Annotated in this window: 15 protein-coding genes; 7 read left to right on the forward strand and 8 right to left on the reverse strand. The window is 62.1% G+C overall.

Features of this window, described 5'->3' with window-relative positions; genetic code table 11:
* Positions 1 to 199: 199 nt before the first annotated feature.
* Positions 200 to 2005 carry a phenylacyl-CoA dehydrogenase gene (locus J3P86_RS24310; protein ID WP_434571371.1) on the reverse strand — a complete coding sequence of 602 codons (1806 nt, stop codon included), beginning with the start codon at positions 2003 to 2005 and terminating at the stop codon, positions 200 to 202.
* Between the two features lie 53 nt (positions 2006 to 2058).
* On the opposite strand from J3P86_RS24310, the gene J3P86_RS24315 reads away from it, so the two are divergent.
* The gene (locus tag J3P86_RS24315; protein WP_434627649.1) at positions 2059 to 2208 is read left to right on the forward strand and encodes a hypothetical protein; all 150 of its coding nucleotides are present in this window, start codon (positions 2059 to 2061) and stop codon (positions 2206 to 2208) included.
* A gap of 74 nt (positions 2209 to 2282) precedes the next feature.
* Here J3P86_RS24315 and J3P86_RS24320 read toward each other — a convergent pair whose 3' ends face one another.
* From J3P86_RS24320 to bioB, 6 genes are all read right to left on the reverse strand, one after another.
* On the reverse strand, positions 2283 to 2579 hold the full coding sequence (locus J3P86_RS24320) for a pyrroloquinoline quinone biosynthesis protein PqqE (RefSeq protein ID WP_434699010.1): 297 nt from the start codon (positions 2577 to 2579) through the stop codon (positions 2283 to 2285).
* A gap of 118 nt (positions 2580 to 2697) precedes the next feature.
* A complete protein-coding gene (gene bioD / locus J3P86_RS24325) occupies positions 2698 to 3378 on the reverse strand; it encodes a dethiobiotin synthase (RefSeq protein WP_434571368.1) in 681 nt (226 codons plus the stop codon).
* Entirely contained in the window at positions 3375 to 4187 is an 813-nt protein-coding gene (bioC, locus tag J3P86_RS24330) for a malonyl-ACP O-methyltransferase BioC (protein WP_434602028.1), read from the reverse strand. Before bioC ends, bioD begins: the two co-directional genes overlap by 4 nt.
* Entirely contained in the window at positions 4180 to 4911 is a 732-nt protein-coding gene (locus J3P86_RS24335; protein ID WP_434699011.1) for an alpha/beta fold hydrolase, read from the reverse strand. The genes bioC and J3P86_RS24335 overlap by 8 nt, the downstream gene beginning before the upstream one ends.
* The gene (gene bioF / locus J3P86_RS24340; protein WP_434627638.1) at positions 4904 to 6082 is read right to left on the reverse strand and encodes an 8-amino-7-oxononanoate synthase; all 1179 of its coding nucleotides are present in this window, start codon (positions 6080 to 6082) and stop codon (positions 4904 to 4906) included. Before bioF ends, J3P86_RS24335 begins: the two co-directional genes overlap by 8 nt.
* Positions 6083 to 6244: 162 nt before the next feature.
* Entirely contained in the window at positions 6245 to 7300 is a 1056-nt protein-coding gene (gene bioB / locus J3P86_RS24345; protein WP_434627635.1) for a biotin synthase BioB, read from the reverse strand.
* Between the two features lie 90 nt (positions 7301 to 7390).
* Here bioB and J3P86_RS24350 point away from each other — a divergent pair, with 90 nt between their 5' ends.
* The 5 genes from J3P86_RS24350 to rarD all read left to right on the forward strand — a co-directional run bounded on the left by J3P86_RS24350 (position 7391) and on the right by rarD (position 13165).
* Positions 7391 to 8131: a ComF family protein gene (locus tag J3P86_RS24350; protein WP_434627632.1), complete on the forward strand. Its 741-nt coding sequence runs from the start codon at positions 7391 to 7393 to the stop codon at positions 8129 to 8131.
* 55 nt (positions 8132 to 8186) lie between these two features.
* A complete protein-coding gene (locus J3P86_RS24355) occupies positions 8187 to 8951 on the forward strand; it encodes a TOBE domain-containing protein (protein WP_434627629.1) in 765 nt (254 codons plus the stop codon).
* Between the two features lie 67 nt (positions 8952 to 9018).
* Entirely contained in the window at positions 9019 to 10920 is a 1902-nt protein-coding gene (locus J3P86_RS24360; RefSeq protein WP_434571359.1) for a PhoX family protein, read from the forward strand.
* Positions 10921 to 11089: 169 nt separating this feature from the next.
* A complete protein-coding gene (locus J3P86_RS24365; RefSeq protein WP_434602036.1) occupies positions 11090 to 12064 on the forward strand; it encodes a serine/threonine protein kinase in 975 nt (324 codons plus the stop codon).
* 213 nt (positions 12065 to 12277) lie between these two features.
* Positions 12278 to 13165: an EamA family transporter RarD gene (gene rarD / locus J3P86_RS24370; protein WP_434699012.1), complete on the forward strand. Its 888-nt coding sequence runs from the start codon at positions 12278 to 12280 to the stop codon at positions 13163 to 13165.
* A gap of 217 nt (positions 13166 to 13382) precedes the next feature.
* Here the strand turns inward: rarD and J3P86_RS24375 are convergent, their stop codons facing one another.
* Entirely contained in the window at positions 13383 to 13901 is a 519-nt protein-coding gene (locus J3P86_RS24375; protein WP_434699013.1) for a glycine cleavage system protein R, read from the reverse strand.
* A 438-nt stretch (positions 13902 to 14339) separates the two neighbouring features.
* Here J3P86_RS24375 and J3P86_RS24380 point away from each other — a divergent pair, with 438 nt between their 5' ends.
* A complete protein-coding gene (locus tag J3P86_RS24380) occupies positions 14340 to 16517 on the forward strand; it encodes a malate synthase G (protein ID WP_434699014.1) in 2178 nt (725 codons plus the stop codon).
* Positions 16518 to 16565 lie beyond the last annotated feature (48 nt).

Below are 16565 nucleotides of genomic sequence, written 5' to 3' on the forward strand. Positions count from 1 at the left end.
CTCGGCTGCGAAGCAGTCGTAAGCCGGCGGGCGCGGTGTGTCTGATGCTGCGTATTGGCAGGTTTTGGGCCGCTTCGCAGCCCAGCGGGAGCAAGCTCCCTCGCCACGGGTTTGTCGATGGCCTGACTGGGGTTATGACAAACATGAATAAGCCGCTGCTCCCGAAGAAGCAGCGGCTTTTTGAAGAAACGCTTAAGGCTTAGTAGCCCAGCGCGAAGTCTTCTTCTTTCATGTCCATCAGGTTGTTGGCGCCCGACAACATGGTCGCCACGTGGGTGCGGGTGCGCGGCAGGATGCGCTGGAAGTAGAAGCGCGCGGTCTGCAGCTTGGCGGTGTAGAACGCTTCTTCGGTCGTGCCGGCCGCCAGTTTTTCCGCAGCCAGGCGCGCCATGTCGGCCCAGAAGTAAGCCAGGCAGGCGTAACCGGAGTACATCAGGTAGTCCACCGAGGCCGCGCCGACTTCTTCGCGATCCTTCATGGCGGCCATGCCGACCTTCATGGTCAGTTCGCCCCATTCCTTGTTCAGTGCAGCCAACGGCTCGACGAATTCCTTGACGGCTTCGTTGCCTTCGTTGCCCTGGCAGAACTTGTGGACAATCTTGGTGAAGCCCTTGAGCGCCTCGCCCTGGGTCATCAGCACTTTACGGCCCAGCAGGTCGAGCGCCTGGATGCCGGTGGTGCCTTCGTACAGCATCGAGATGCGGCTGTCGCGCACGTTCTGCTCCATGCCCCACTCGGCGATGAAGCCGTGGCCGCCGTAGATCTGCACGCCGTGGTTGGCCGATTCGAAGCCGACTTCGGTCATGAACGCCTTGGCGATCGGGGTCATGAACGCCAGCAGGGCGTCAGCCTTCTTCTTCTCTTCTTCGTCCACACCATACTTGACGATGTCGACCTGCTTGGCGGTGAAGTACACCATCGCCCGGTTGCCCTCGGCGAAGGCTTTCATGGTCAGCAACATGCGACGCACGTCAGGGTGCACGATGATCGGGTCGGCGGCCTTGTCCGGTGCTTTCGGGCCGGTCAGGGAACGCATCTGCAGGCGGTCGCGAGCGTACTTCAGGCCACCCTGGAAACCGATTTCGGCGTGGGCCAGGCCTTGCAGCGCGGTACCCAGGCGAGCGGTGTTCATGAAGGTGAACATGCAATTCAGGCCTTTGTTCGCCGGGCCGATCAGGAAACCGGTGGCCGCGTCGAAGTTCATCACGCAGGTGGCGTTGCCGTGGATGCCCATCTTGTGTTCCAGGGAGCCACAGCTGACTGCGTTGCGCTGGCCGATTGAGCCGTCGGCCTCAGGCAGGAATTTCGGAACGATGAACAGCGAGATACCTTTGGTGCCAGCCGGTGCGTCCGGCAGGCGCGCCAGCACGATGTGGACGATGTTGTCGGCCATGTCGTGTTCGCCGGCCGAGATGAAGATCTTGGTGCCGGTCACTTTGTAGGAGCCGTCGGCCTGAGGTTCGGCCTTGGTGCGCAACATGCCCAGGTCGGTGCCGCAGTGCGGTTCGGTCAGGCACATGGTGCCGGTCCATTCGCCGGATACCAGCTTGGTCAGGTAAGCCTCTTGCTGCTCGGGGGTACCGTGCTCGGAAATGGTGTTCATCGCGCCATGGGACAGGCCCGGGTACATGCCCCACGACCAGTTGGCTTCGCCGACCATCTCGCTGACTGCCAGGCCCAGGGATTCCGGCAGGCCTTGGCCACCGTGCGCCACGTCATGGGCCAGGCTCGGCCAGCCGCCTTCGACAAATTGCTTGTAGGCTTCCTTGAAGCCGGTCGGGGTTTTCACGCCGGACTCGCTCCAGGTGCAACCTTCGAGATCACCCACGCGGTTCAGCGGCGCCAGCACCTGCTCACAGAACTTGGCGCCTTCTTCGAGGATGGCGTCAACCATGTCCGGAGTTGCCTCCTGGCACGCTGGAAGGCTCTGATAATGCGCTTCGTAGCCGAGCAGTTCGTCACGAACGAAGCGAATATCACGCAAGGGGGCCTTGTAGTCAGGCATAGCGATAAACCTCTGCTGATGTAACCGGGAATGAACGACCGCGTGGATTTGTTATGGCGATCAAACAGCTGTTTGAAACATACGTTTACGCTCATACCTTGTCAAGCGGCGATCTTTTGCCGTTCGTCATCGTCCTGCAGCAAATTTCGGCCGTGAAAAATCCATCGCCAAGCAGTGGCACGGCTCGCGCAGTAAAAGATTAGTTGAGGAAGAAAGAGTTAGAGACGAAAACGCCGCGAATGAATCGCGGCGTTTTCACTACATCTGAACGGCAGAGTCAGGCGAACGTATCGATCAACGTTCCGAGCATTTCGTCGGAAGCCTTGGCAACGTTCACCCCCAGTTGCACCTGGAACTTGCCTTGGGCCATTTCGACCATGTTGCTGGTCAGGTCCGATTGCTGACTGCGATCCACCGAACGCAGGCGATCCACCTGAACGTCGGAGGACTGGCTGGTGACCGAGCGCTCGATCGTGGTGTTGGCAATCTGGCTGGAGGCCTGATCAACGCGGTACTGCCCTGTCTGAATCGTGCTCAGACCGGCATAGAACGCGGTGTTTCCTGAGATTTCCATGGCAGGGAGGGTCTTCTTGAAGGGTCGACACGGGCATTGAACCAGATGCCTTGGGAAAAGGCTCGACAAAAACACTAATGGCACAGTGCCGCGTCATAGCCAAAACCTTGGTTAAGAGTCAGTCCAGCAGATCCAGCTGCAGATGTTCGGCCACCGCTTCGGCCGTCACGTCCTTGATTCGCGCGACTCTGCCCAGGCAGGGCGCCGGCAGGCGTTCGGCGAGGGTCGCGAGGTTTTCTTCCATGCGCGACGTCGCCGGATCGATGATGTTTGCTACCCAGCCGGCCAATGGCAAGCCGTCCCGCGCGATAGCCTCGGCGGTCAGCAACGCGTGGCTGATGCAGCCCAGGCGTACCCCAACCACCAGGATCACCGGCAGGCCCAACGCTATCGCAAGGTCGGAAAGATTGTCTTGCCCGGCCAGCGGCACACGCCAGCCGCCCGCGCCTTCGATCAAGGTGAAATCCGCATCCAGAGCCAGCACCTCGCGCATCGGCCCGAGCAAGGATTGCACGGTCAAGGCCACGCCAGCTTCCCGAGCGGCCAGGTGAGGTGCGATCGCCGGTTCGAATGCCACCGGATTGACCTGTGCATAAGTCAATGGCACCGAACATTCGGCCAACAGGGCCAAGGCATCGGCGTTGCGCAGGCCCTTGGGCGTCACTGCGCAACCAGAGGCTACGGGCTTGCCCGCGGCGGTGCTCATGCCGGCCCGCCTGGCCGCGTGCAGCAACCCCGCCGCAACAGTGGTCTTGCCCACGTCCGTGTCGGTGCCGGTGATGAAATAAGCCTGGCTCATAGCGGTTTCTCCAGCACGGCGTAGACCACCTGGTAAGTGGCCGGCAGGCCCTGGGCCTGGCGATATTTTTCATAGGCCTGGACCAGCGCGAAAATTCTCGCCCTGCCCGTCAACCCACCGGGACGACCAGGATTCAGATTGTGCGCACCCAATGCTTTCAATTCGTGGGTCAGGGCACGTACATCGGGGTAATGCAGAACATGCGGGCGATTCTCCAGGCTGACGACGCGCAACCCGCTGGCGTCGGCCAGCTGTCTATAGGTATCGAATGCGCGGAAACGGTTGACGTGTACCAGGCCATCCACTTCACGCCAGCTGTCGCGCAACTCGTATAACGTGCCGACACACAGGCTGGTGAAGGCAAACATCCCACCGGGTTTCAGAACACGATAGGACTCGCTCAATACCGAGGCAAAATCGCCACACCATTGCACCGCGAGGCTGGAATACACCAGGTCACAGCTGGCCGACTGCAACGGCAGCCGCTCGGCATCACCGGCGATGAAATGCGCGGCGCCGCCTTGAGGACGGGCGTGGTTGAGCATGCCTTCGGCGATATCCAGCGCAACACCCGCCCTCTCACCGAACCGCGCACCAAGGGCGCGGGTGAAATAACCGGTGCCACAACCCATGTCCAACCAGCGTCCCGGCATAAACGAGACGGGCAGCCGCGACAGCAATTGCTGTCCGACGTCGCGCTGCAGTTCAGCGACGCTGTCATAGCTGGCCGCCGCCCGGGAGAACGAGGCCGCGACCTGACGTTTGTCGGGCAAGGCGCCCGGCAACTTCACAACAGATAAATCAGTCATCACCGGACTCATGCAGAAAAGCCTGGATCGCCCCCGCCACGCCGTGGGGGTCCTCCAGTGGGAATCCGTGGCCGGCCTGTTCAATCAGACCGATTTCGACATCTGGCAGCATCGCCAGCAGTTCTCCCGCAGCCTCGGCAGGCACCAGCGCGTCGAGCCCGGCAAACAGATGCAATTGCGGGCCTCGAAAACCCTGCAAGGCAACCCCCATGTCCAGTCGCGCCAGCAGCTCGAGCCCGGCCATCAATACCTCAGGCGACGTGTTCGGCGCGCCGGCCAGCAGCAATCGCGACAACCCGCGCGGGTCGCCGCAGCCTTGCGCACACAGCAAGCTGAAGCGTTTGAGGGTCTGGCGCGGATCGGCGGCGCATCCGGCGAGAAATCCATCGAAGGTTTCACCGGGCATCGCGCTCGGCCAATGCTCGTGGGCGACAAACGACACGTTGCTCGCCAGGGTCAACAGGCCACAGCAGCGCTCGCCCCGACGCGCCGCCAGTTCCGCGGCCAGCATCCCGCCCAGGGACCAGCCGCCCAGCCAGGCATCCTGGGGCAACGTGGCATCCAGCTCATCGAGCCATTCACCGAGGTCGCTCGACACCAGTGCAGGCAATGGCTCGATTTCCACTTGCAAGTGCTCGTCGAGCCCTTGCAGGGCCGCCGCCAGCGGTTCGAGGGGCGAGATGCCCAAGCCCCAGCCGGGCAGCAATATCAATCGATCACGCATGGCTTGGCTCCGCTCCCAGTTGTGCAAAACAGTCGGCCAGTGCATTCAACAAGAGTTGTACCTGGGCTTCGCTGTGGGCAGCGGTCAACGTCACACGCAGCCGAGCGCTGCCGGCCGGCACGGTGGGTGGCCGGATTGCGGTGACCATCAGCCCGCGCTCGCGCAGCATCAGCGACAGCCGCATCGCCCGTCCCGCATCACCGATCAGGATGGGTTGGATCGGCGTGAAACTGTCCATCAATTGCAAGCCGATCTGCTCGGCACCGTGGCGGAACTGGCGGATCAGCAGTTGCAGATGCTCACGCCGCCAATGCTCGCTACGCAGCAACTCAAGGCTCTTGAGCGTGGCGCAGGCCAACGCCGGCGGCTGGCTGGTGGTGTAGATGTAGGGGCGGGCGAACTGGATCAGGCTTTCGATCAATTCTTCGCTGCCAGCAATAAAGGCCCCGGCGGTGCCGAACGCCTTGCCCAGCGTCCCCACCAGCACCGGTACGTCTTCCTGGCTCAGGCCGAAATGCTCGACGACGCCGCCGCCGGTGGTACCCAGCGTGCCGAAGCCATGGGCATCGTCGACCATCAGCCAGGCGCCCTTGGCCCGTGCTGCGCGGGCGAGAGCCGGCAGGTCGGCGATGTCGCCGTCCATGCTGAACACGCCGTCAGTGACCACCAGGGTATTGCCGATGGCTTTTTCCAGGCGGGTCGCCAGGCTTTGGGCATCGTTGTGCAAGTAACGGCTGAAACGGGCACCGGACAACAGCCCGGCGTCGAGCAACGAGGCGTGGTTGAGCCGGTCCTGCAACACCGTGTCGCCCTGTCCGACCAGCGCCGTGACGGCACCAAGGTTGGCCATGTAGCCGGTGGTGAATAACAGTGCCCGGGGCCGGCCGGTCAAGTCGGCCAGCGCTTCTTCCACGGCGTGATGAGGGCCGCTGTGGCCGATCACCAGATGCGACGCACCACCACCGACGCCCCAACGCGACGCGCCGGCACGCCAGGCCTCGATCACCTGCGGGTGATTGGCCAGGCCCAGGTAGTCGTTGTTGCAGAACGCCAGCAACGGCTGGCCGTCCACCACCACTTGCGGGCCTTGGGGGCTTTCAAGCAGCGGACGCTGGCGATAGAGGTTTTCGGCACGACGGGCAGCCAGGCGTGCGGCAAGATCGAAGGGCATGCAGGCCTCAACTGTTTAAAGACTGGCCAAAGACCCTTGTGGGAGCGAGCCTGCTCGCGATAGCGGTGAGCCAGTCGACATAAATGTTGAATGTTCCATTGCCATCGCGAGCAAGCTCGCTCCCACAGCGTCTTGCATTCCAGTCAGGGAATCGGTGAGCAATCAAACAGCGGCGTTATAGAACTGCTCGCTGCTCTTCTGCTCCACCAGCGCCTGCTCGATGGCCGCCTGATGCACTTCATCGGCATGCTCTTCGCGAGCTTCTGGCTGGATGCCCAAGCGCGCAAACAGTTGCATGTCCTTGTCGGCCTGCGGGTTGGCGGTGGTCAGCAATTTGTCGCCGTAGAAAATCGAGTTGGCGCCAGCGAAGAACGCCAGGGCCTGCATCTGCTCGTTCATGGCTTCGCGGCCAGCGGACAAGCGCACATGGGATTTCGGCATGAGGATGCGCGCCACGGCGAGCATGCGGATGAAATCGAACGGGTCGATGTCCTCGGCATTTTCCAGCGGCGTGCCGGCGACTTTCACCAGCATGTTGATCGGCACCGACTCTGGATGCTCCGGCAGGTTGGCCAGCTGGATAAGCAGGTTGGCGCGGTCGTCCAGGGACTCGCCCATGCCCAGGATCCCGCCGGAACAGATCTTCATCCCCGAATCACGTACATACGCCAGGGTTTGCAGGCGCTCGCTGTAGGTGCGGGTGGTGATGATGCTGCCGTAGAACTCCGGCGAGGTGTCGAGGTTGTGGTTGTAATAATCCAGGCCGGCCTGGGCCAGCGCTTCGGTCTGCTCCTGGTCGAGACGCCCCAGGGTCATGCAGGTCTCCAGGCCCATGGCCTTGACCCCCTTGACCATCTCCAGCACGTAAGGCATGTCCTTGGCCGACGGATGTTTCCACGCCGCGCCCATGCAGAAACGGGTCGAACCGATGGCCTTGGCGCGCGCGGCCTCTTCAAGGACCTTCTGCACTTCGAGCAACTTCTCTTTTTCCAGCCCGGTGTTGTAGTGGCCGGACTGCGGACAATATTTGCAATCTTCCGGGCAGGCGCCGGTCTTGATCGACAGCAGGGTCGACACCTGGACGCGGTTGGCATCGAAGTGCGCGCGGTGCACGGTCTGCGCCTGGAAGAGCAGGTCATTGAATGGCTGGACAAAGAGTGCTTTGACTTCGGCCAAAGACCAGTCATGACGCAGGTTGGCAGTGGTGCTGGCGCTCATGGGCATTTCCTTGATTATGCTTGGCAAGCGCCTGGGGAACGGAATACCCACAGACGCGACACGGATGTTCGGCATATTTAAGGAAGAGCCATGCGCTGTCAACCACGATACAAAGGTCCGGTTTACATCTGGTTAAAAAACAAACAGCTCTGTCTGCTGTGCGGCGAACCCACCGACACCTTGCAACCCATCTGCACCCCTTGCGAAAGCGAACTGCCCTGGCTCGGCGAGCATTGCGCCGTTTGCGCCCTGCCGCTGCCCATGGCCGGGCTCCGTTGCGGCCAATGCGCCGCGCGGCCTCCGGCTTTCGAGCGAGTCCTGGCGCCATGGGCCTACGACTTTCCGGTGGACAGCCTGATTACGCGCTTCAAGCACCAGGCAAAATGGCCCCTCGGTCGACTGCTTGGCGAGTTGCTGGCGCAATCGCTGCAGCATCATTTCGACGAAGGCCTGGAGCGGCCCGATGCGCTGGTGCCAGTGCCGCTGGCGTCACGCCGCTTGCGCCAGCGCGGCTTCAACCAGGCGACGCTGCTGGCCCGCTGGCTCAGCGCAGCGCTGCGGATCCCTTGCGAAGACGACCTGCTGCTGCGCATTCAGGATACCCCGGCCCAACAGGTCCTGGACGCCCGGGCCCGGCGCCGGAACCTGCGCCAGGCCTTTGCCTTAGCGCCCCGCGCGGTGTTGAACAACCGTCACCTGGCGCTGGTCGATGATGTACTCACCACCGGCGCCACGGCGCAGGCACTGGCCCGGTTGCTGCTCGATGCCGGTGCCGCACGGGTCGATGTGTATTGCCTGGCGCGCACGCCGAAACCCGGTGATCCGGCTTGACGTGCAGTGGCCGAGGCGCCAACGTCCTGCATCCGTCCCGTACAGGGTTTGCACCATGTCATTGCCTACGCTGTTGAGCCAACATATCGTCCGCCGTCCACAACGCATCGCCCTGTTACAGCACATCGCCGAACAGGGTTCCATCACGCGGGCCGCCAAAAGCGCCGGGCTGAGCTACAAGGCGGCCTGGGATGCGATCGATGAGTTGAACAACCTGGCGGACCGGCCATTGGTCGAGCGCAGCGTTGGCGGCAAGGGTGGCGGCGGCGCGAAACTGTCGGAAGAAGGCCTGCGCGTGCTGCGTCTTTATCAGCGTTTGCAGGTATTGCAGGCGCAGTTGCTGGAAGCGAGCGAGGACGCCGCTGACCTGGGCCTGCTCAGCCGCCTGATGTTGCGCACCAGCGCGCGCAACCAACTGCATGGCAAGGTCGTCGGCATCCAGGCCCAGGGCCACAACGACCGGATACACCTGGAACTGGCGCGCGGTTTGCTCATCGACGCGCAGATCACCCACGACAGCACGCTGCGCCTGGAGCTGGGCCTCGGTACCGAAGTGGTGGCCCTGATCAAGGCCGGCTGGCTGACGTTGTATCCACTCGACCAGCCGGACGATTGCTCGGCCAACAGTCTGCAAGGCGTGATCGAGCACATCGCGGTCGCTGCGGATGGCCCCAATGAAGTGCGCATCGGCTTGCCCAACGGCCAGACGTTGTGTGCCCTTGCAGACCCGCTTGAGCTGGTTGAACGAAACCTCGACGCCGGCTCACCGGTGCAAGTGCGTTTTTCCCCTGCAAATGTGCTACTCGGCACACCGTTGTAGCGCGCTGAAACATAAACTTCATCGACCCGCTTTAAGGTGACTGCCAAAACCAGCAGGGAGCCTGATGATGAGCCTATTAGAAGAAAACCAATCCACCGACCTGGAAAAGATCGTCGGCCTGAGCCGTCGCCGCTTCATCGGCGCAGGCGCTCTGTGCGGCGCGGCGATGTTCCTCGGCGGCAACCTGCTGAGCCGCAGCGTCATGGCCGCCGCCGTGAGCGAAGGCAACAAAAGGTTGCTGGGCTTTGACAGCATTGCCGCCGCCACGACCGACACCATTACCTTGCCGCCAGGCTACAAAGCCTCGGTGCTGATCAGTTGGGGCCAGCCACTGCAAAAAAATGCTCCGGCATTCGACCCCAGCGGCAATGGCACCGCCCGCGCCCAGGAAATGCAGTTCGGTGACAATAACGACGGCATGAGCCTGTTCCCGTTTCCCGGCGAGGACAACCGGGCGCTGATGGCGATCAACAACGAATACACCAACTACCGCTACCTCTTCCCCCATGGCGGCCAGCCGCAGTCCGCCGAAGACGTACACAAGGCCCAGGCCAGCGAGGGCGTGTCGGTCATCGAGATCCAGCGGCGCCGGGGCCAGTGGCAATTCGTCCAGGATTCACGCTACAACCGCAGGATCCATGGCAACACGCCGATTCGCCTGGGCGGCCCGGCTGCCGGTCACGACCTGATGAAAACCAGCGCCGACAAGAGCGGCAAAAAAGCGCTGGGGACGTTCCAGAACTGCGCCAACGGCATGACGCCGTGGGGCACCTACCTGACCTGTGAAGAAAACTTCACCGACTGCTTCGGCAGCAGCAACGCTGATCTGAAGTTCGATGAGGCGCAAAAGCGCTACGGCGCTACCGTCACCAGCCGCGAAATCAACTGGCACCTGTTCGATCCGCGTTTCGACCTGGCGAAAAACCCCAACGAGCTCAATCGTCACGGCTGGGTGGTTGAAATCGACCCGTTCGATCCAAAGTCCACGCCAGTGAAACGCACCGCCCTGGGCCGCTTCAAACACGAAAACGCCGCGCTGGCGAAAACCCGTGACGGGCGCGCCGTTGTGTACATGGGCGATGACGAGCGTGGCGAGTTCATCTACAAGTTCGTCAGCCGCGATCGCATCGACCGCCGCAATCCCAAGGCCAACCGCGACCTGCTGGACCACGGCACGTTGTACGTGGCGCGCTTCGACGCCGGCGACGGCAACCCGGACCATCCGAAAGGCAAGGGCCAGTGGATCGAACTGACCCATGGCAAGAATGGCCTCGACGCCGGCAAGGGCTTCAATGACCAGGCTGAAGTGCTGATCCATGCGCGCCTGGCCGCCACCGCCGTTGGCGCCACCCGCATGGACCGCCCGGAGTGGATCGTGGTGAGTCCGAAGGATGGCCAGGTCTATTGCACCCTGACCAACAACTCCAAGCGCGGCGAAGAAGGCCAACCGGTGGACGGGCCCAACCCTCGGGCCAAAAACGTCTACGGGCAGATTCTGCGCTGGCGCACCGACCGCGACGATCACGCCTCCAAGACCTTCGAGTGGGATCTGTTCGTGGTCGCCGGTAACCCGACGGTGCATGCCGGCACGCCCAAAGCCGGATCGTCCAACGTCAATGCGCAGAACATGTTCAACAGCCCCGACGGCCTGGGCTTCGACAAAGCCGGCCGGCTGTGGATCCAGACCGATGGCGACTCAAGCAACGCCGGGGATTTCGCCGGCATGGGCAACAACCAGATGCTCTGCGCCGACCCCAACAGCGGTGAGATCCGCCGCTTCATGGTCGGACCGGTGGGTTGTGAGGTCACCGGGATCAGCTTCGCGCCGGACTACAAGACCTTGTTCGTGGGCATCCAGCACCCTGGGGAAAACGGCGGTTCGACGTTCCCCGAGCACCTGCCCAATGGCAAGCCACGGTCGTCAGTGATGGTGATTACGCGCGAGGATGGCGGGATCATCGGCGGCTGATCGGGCCTCATCGCGAGCAGGCTCGCTCCCACAGTGGATCTGCGGTTGCCGTCGATCTCTGTGGGAGTGAGCCTGCTCGCGATCGCTTCAGCGCAGCCCCCTATCTGCCTCTGTCTGCGCTACCATGCCGGGTCGGACGCGGCAGCCCTGCCGCTGCGCAGGAGTCAGCATGTCCCATCCGTTTGAAACCCTTACGCCCGACCTGGTGCTCGATGCCGTTGAAAGCATCGGCTTTCTCAGCGACGCCCGCGTGCTGGCGCTCAACAGCTACGAAAACCGTGTCTATCAGGTCGGCATCGAAGACGCCGAACCGCTGATCGCCAAGTTCTATCGCCCCCAGCGCTGGACCAACGAAGCGATCCTGGAAGAACACCGCTTTACCTTCGAGCTGGCCGACTGCGAAGTGCCGGTGGTGGCGCCGCTGATCCATAACGGCGCCAGCCTGCATGAGCACGCCGGGTTTCGTTTCACCCTGTTCCCCCGTCGCGGCGGGCGGGCGCCGGAGCCAGGCAATCTCGACCAGCTCTATCGTCTGGGCCAGTTGCTCGGAAGGCTTCACGCGATCGGCGCGACCCGGCCATTCGAGCATCGCGAAGCACTGGGCGTGAGGAACTTCGGCCATGACTCGCTGGAGACCGTGCTGCAAAGCGGCTTTGTCCCCCGCAGCCTGCTGCCGGCCTACGAATCAGTGGCCAGGGATCTGCTCAAGCGTGTCGAAGATGCCTACGCCGCCACGCCCCACCAGAACATCCGCATGCACGGCGATTGCCATCCCGGCAACATGATGTGCCGCGACGAGGTGTTCCATATCGTCGACCTCGACGATTGCCGCATGGGCCCGGCCGTGCAGGATCTGTGGATGATGCTCGCCGGGGATCGGCAGGAATGCCTCGGACAGCTATCGGAATTGATGGACGGCTACCGGGAATTCCATGATTTCGACCCGCGCGAATTGGCCCTGATCGAACCGCTGCGCGCCCTGCGCCTGATGCACTACAGCGCCTGGCTGGCGCGCCGCTGGGATGACCCGGCGTTTCCACGAAGCTTCCCCTGGTTCGGCAGCGAACGTTACTGGGGCGACCAGGTGTTGGCGTTGCGCGAGCAACTGGCGGCGCTTCAGGAAGAGCCGTTGAAGCTTTTTTGATGCCAGATCCAAATGGCTCCCGCAAATCCCTGTGGGAGCGAGCTTGCTCGCGATAGCGTTTATATATGCAACATATCTGTCGACTGACACACCGCCATCGCGAGCAAGCTCGCTCCCGCAGGGGTTGCGTGCAACATTCATAAGGCACCAGCACAATCAGACAAATCTACTTACAATCACCTTCTTTGTTAGCTGCCTAAGCAAGGATTCTGCATGCAAGCCGCCAACCCGCGTCGCGGGTACATCCTGGGCCTGAGCGCCTATATCATCTGGGGCCTGTTCCCCATCTATTTCAAAGCCATCGCCAACGTTCCATCGGTGGAAATCATCATCCACCGGGTACTCTGGTCGGCGCTGTTCGGCGCGGCCCTGCTGATGGTCTGGAAACATCCGGGCTGGTGGCGCGAGCTGCGGGACAATCCGCGGCGCCTGGCGATCCTGGCCCTGAGCGGCACGCTGATCGCCGTCAACTGGCTGACCTACGTCTGGGCGGTGAATAACGGTCGCATGCTCGAAGCCAGCCTGGGCTATTACATCAATCCGCTGGTCAACGTGTTGCTGGGCATGTTGATCCTCGGCGAGCGGCTGCGACGCATGCAATGGGTCGCGGTGGCGTTGGCAGCCATTGGCGTGGCGCAACAGGTCTGGCAGGTGGGCAGCCTGCCGTGGGTATCGCTGATGCTGGCGCTGACGTTTGGCTTCTACGGGTTGATCCGCAAGCAGGCGCCGGTCAAGGCCTTGCCAGGGCTGGTGGTGGAAACCTGGATGCTGGTACCGATTGCTATCGCATGGCTGCTGTTCAACCCGGCCGCCACCAGCGCCCAGGCGGCTTTCTGGACGACTTCCGAAGCCTGGTGGCTGGTGGCGGCCGGTCCCGTGACGCTGGTACCTCTGGTCTGCTTCAACGCGGCGGCGCGGCACCTGCCCTACACCACGCTGGGTTTCTTGCAGTACATCGCGCCGACGCTCGTCCTGCTGCTCGCGGTGCTTCTGTTTGACGAACATTTGTCGTCCAGCACGCTGGTGGCGTTCCTGTTCATCTGGGCCGGTCTGGCGGTGTACAGCATCGACGCGGTGGTCAGCATGCGCCGGCGCACCTGATCAAAAAACCAACACATCTCTACAGGCCACGTCCGGCGTGGCCTGCGCTTATCCTTCCCAAGGTTATCCACAACGTGATCCCCGGCGTTTGTGCACAAGCCTTTGAAAACTGGTGATTTTTTGATCATCACTGGCGGAGGCCCGGCAGGCCTGGGCTGGCGCCGGGTCTCTACAGGTTATCCACAGGCAGGCGCAGCTTTTCCTTGGATAACGTGCGTCAGCTTTCGTCGCTGAGTTTCAGCTCGACCATCAATTCATCGGCCAGGGTTTCCAGGCGCTCCTGCAGGGTGTCCAGTGACAAAGTCAGGGGCACTCCGAGAATCGCCTCGGCATGAAATAACAATTCGCTGCTCATCGGCGCGGGTCGAACATGGGTAACCAGCCGCTCGACGTTCACCCCCTGCTCGCTCAACAGACGCGTGATGTCGCGCACGATGCCGGGACGGTCATTGCCCACCAGTTCCATGGCGATGGGTTTCCAGGTGCAGGATTCTTCGATCCCATTCTCGGCAATCAGCACACGAATGCCATAGGCCGCGAGCCCATGCAAAGCCTCGATCAGTTCTTCATGAGATTCAGCCGGGGCGCTGAGGCGCAGGATCCCGGCGAATTGCCCGGCGAGGTGCGACATACGGCTTTCCAGCCAGTTGCCGCCGTGCTCGGCAATGCACTCAGCGATGCGCTCGACCTGCCCGGGTTTGTCCGGGGCGAAAACGGTGATGACGAGATGGTCCATGGCGCAGCCCTTCGGTTGATGGAACGGACAGTATAGGCAAGGCGGGAAATCCACACGGTCGCGCTACCTTGCCACAGGTATATGTGTACAAATCTTATATTTATCTGGAACAATCCGACGGTTTTTTGAGAACATCCGGTTCCGCGCCGTGACTGTAGTGCTTTAGTCGGTCGCGTAACGACGCAATTAGTCTGATTTTCACAACCGTAACTGATCATGTAGTATGCCGCAGCGGGCACTACATAACCGCAATGCCTAATGTTGCACCGATGTCTGCCCAGGCCAGTCGCATCCCTGAAAGCCCCGTCAGCAAGGCTTAACCCAGCCGCCAGCAATGGCATGTACTGGTCCAGGGGTTTGTGGTTTAAATGTCCCGAGGCTTCATTGTCCAAATCGAAGAGCTGAAAAGCGCAATAGCTGAGCAGAGTGAGGCAAGCAATGACTGAACACGTTCAAGTCGGTGGCCTGCAGGTCGCCAAAGTCCTGTTCGACTTCGTGAATAACGAAGCCATTCCCGGAACCGGCCTCACCGCCGAGGCATTCTGGGCCGGCGCCGACAAGGTCATCCACGACCTGGCACCGAAGAACAAAGCCCTACTCGCCAAACGCGACGATTTCCAGGCGCAGATCGATGCCTGGCACCAGGCTCGTGCCGGCCAGGCCCACGACGCCGTGGCTTACAAAGCCTTCCTGCAAGACATTGGTTACCTGCTGCCAGAAGCGGCGGATTTCCAGGCCACGACCCAGAATGTCGATGACGAAATTGCCCGCATGGCCGGCCCGCAGCTGGTGGTGCCGGTGATGAATGCCCGTTTCGCCCTCAACGCCTCGAACGCCCGCTGGGGTTCGCTGTACGACGCGCTGTACGGCACCGATGCGATCAGCGAAGCCGATGGCGCGGAGAAAGGCAAAGGCTACAACAAGGTCCGCGGCGACAAGGTCATTGCCTTCGCCCGCGTCTTTCTCGACGAAGCAGCCCCGTTGGCGGCCGGCTCCCATGTCGATTCCATCGCCTACAAGATCGTCGACGGCAAGCTGGTCATCACGCTCAAGGGCGGCAGCAACAGCGGCCTGCGCGACGATGCCCAACTGATCGGTTTCCAGGGCGATACGTCGGCGCCGAGCGCCGTGCTGCTCAAGCACAACGGCCTGCACTTCGAAATCCAGATCGATGCCAGCACTCCGGTCGGGCAGACCGACGCCGCCGGCGTCAAAGACATCCTGATGGAAGCCGCGCTGACCACCATCATGGATTGCGAAGACTCGGTCGCCGCCGTCGATGCCGATGACAAGGTGGTGATCTACCGTAACTGGCTCGGCTTGATGAAAGGCGATCTGTCGGAAGAAGTCGCCAAGGGCGGCCAGACGTTTACCCGGATCATGAACCCTGACCGCGTCTACACCGCCGCGGACGGGTCGAGCGTGACGCTGCACGGCCGTTCGCTTTTGTTCGTACGCAACGTCGGTCACCTGATGACCATTGACGCGATCTTGGACAAGGACGGCAATGAAGTGCCGGAAGGCATCCTCGACGGGCTGATCACCAGCCTGGCCGCGATCCACAGCCTCAACGGCAACACCTCGCGCCGCAACAGCCGCACCGGCTCGGTCTATATCGTCAAGCCGAAGATGCATGGCCCGGAAGAAGCGGCGTTTACCAACGAGCTGTTCGGCCGCGTCGAAGACGTGCTGAACCTGCCGCGCAACACGCTGAAAGTCGGAATCATGGATGAGGAGCGCCGTACCACGGTCAACCTAAAGGCGTGTATCAAGGCGGCCAGCGAGCGCGTGGTGTTCATCAATACCGGCTTCCTCGACCGCACCGGCGACGAAATCCATACGTCCATGGAAGCCGGCCCGATGGTCCGCAAGGCCGACATGAAGGCCGAGAAGTGGATCGCTGCGTACGAAAACTGGAACGTCGACATCGGTTTGAGCACCGGTCTGCAAGGCCGCGCGCAAATCGGCAAGGGCATGTGGGCCATGCCGGACCTGATGGCCGCGATGCTTGAGCAGAAAATCGCCCATCCGATGGCAGGCGCCAACACGGCCTGGGTCCCATCGCCGACCGCTGCCGCCCTGCACGCGTTGCACTATCACAAGGTCGATGTATTCGCCCGTCAGGCCGAGCTGGCCAAGCGTGCCCGCGCCTCGGTGGACGACATCCTGACCATCCCGCTGGCGGTCAACCCGAACTGGACGCCCGAGCAGATCAAGCATGAACTGGACAACAATGCCCAGGGCATCCTTGGCTACGTAGTGCGCTGGATCGACCAGGGCGTGGGCTGCTCCAAGGTGCCGGACATCAACGACATCGGCCTGATGGAGGACCGTGCAACGCTGCGGATCTCCAGCCAGCACATCGCCAACTGGCTGCGCCATGGCATCGTCACCCGGGACCAGGTGATGGAAAGCCTCAAGCGCATGGCACCGGTAGTCGACCGCCAGAACGCCAGCGACCCGCTGTATCGCCCGCTGGCGCCAGACTTCGACAGCAACATCGCCTTCAAGGCGGCGGTCGAGTTGGTGATCGAAGGCACCAAACAACCGAACGGCTATACCGAGCCAGTGCTGCACCGTCGTCGTCGCGAGTTCAAGGCAGCCAATGGGTTGTGATTGAGCGGTAATCGCGGCAAATAAAAAGCCCTGATCTTGCGATCAGGG

Source organism: Pseudomonas sp. D1-1 (genome assembly GCF_051132225.1).
Lineage (GTDB): Bacteria > Pseudomonadota > Gammaproteobacteria > Pseudomonadales > Pseudomonadaceae > Aquipseudomonas.

What these genes read in the sequence shown, in the direction of transcription:
- bioC (WP_434602028.1), bottom strand. Translation starts at nt 4,187, where the DNA reads ATGACTGATTTATCTGTTGTGAAGTTGCCGGGCGCCTTGCCCGACAAA.
- J3P86_RS24350 (WP_434627632.1), top strand. Translation starts at nt 7,391, where the DNA reads ATGCGCTGTCAACCACGATACAAAGGTCCGGTTTACATCTGGTTAAAA.
- J3P86_RS24375 (WP_434699013.1), bottom strand. Translation starts at nt 13,901, where the DNA reads ATGGACCATCTCGTCATCACCGTTTTCGCCCCGGACAAACCCGGGCAG.
- bioB (WP_434627635.1), bottom strand. Translation starts at nt 7,300, where the DNA reads ATGAGCGCCAGCACCACTGCCAACCTGCGTCATGACTGGTCTTTGGCC.
- J3P86_RS24360 (WP_434571359.1), top strand. Translation starts at nt 9,019, where the DNA reads ATGAGCCTATTAGAAGAAAACCAATCCACCGACCTGGAAAAGATCGTC.
- J3P86_RS24315 (WP_434627649.1), top strand. Translation starts at nt 2,059, where the DNA reads ATGGCGATCAAACAGCTGTTTGAAACATACGTTTACGCTCATACCTTG.
- J3P86_RS24335 (WP_434699011.1), bottom strand. Translation starts at nt 4,911, where the DNA reads ATGCGTGATCGATTGATATTGCTGCCCGGCTGGGGCTTGGGCATCTCG.
- J3P86_RS24355 (WP_434627629.1), top strand. Translation starts at nt 8,187, where the DNA reads ATGTCATTGCCTACGCTGTTGAGCCAACATATCGTCCGCCGTCCACAA.
- J3P86_RS24320 (WP_434699010.1), bottom strand. Translation starts at nt 2,579, where the DNA reads ATGGAAATCTCAGGAAACACCGCGTTCTATGCCGGTCTGAGCACGATT.
- J3P86_RS24365 (WP_434602036.1), top strand. Translation starts at nt 11,090, where the DNA reads ATGTCCCATCCGTTTGAAACCCTTACGCCCGACCTGGTGCTCGATGCC.
- bioD (WP_434571368.1), bottom strand. Translation starts at nt 3,378, where the DNA reads ATGAGCCAGGCTTATTTCATCACCGGCACCGACACGGACGTGGGCAAG.
- J3P86_RS24380 (WP_434699014.1), top strand. Translation starts at nt 14,340, where the DNA reads ATGACTGAACACGTTCAAGTCGGTGGCCTGCAGGTCGCCAAAGTCCTG.
- rarD (WP_434699012.1), top strand. Translation starts at nt 12,278, where the DNA reads ATGCAAGCCGCCAACCCGCGTCGCGGGTACATCCTGGGCCTGAGCGCC.
- bioF (WP_434627638.1), bottom strand. Translation starts at nt 6,082, where the DNA reads ATGCCCTTCGATCTTGCCGCACGCCTGGCTGCCCGTCGTGCCGAAAAC.
- J3P86_RS24310 (WP_434571371.1), bottom strand. Translation starts at nt 2,005, where the DNA reads ATGCCTGACTACAAGGCCCCCTTGCGTGATATTCGCTTCGTTCGTGAC.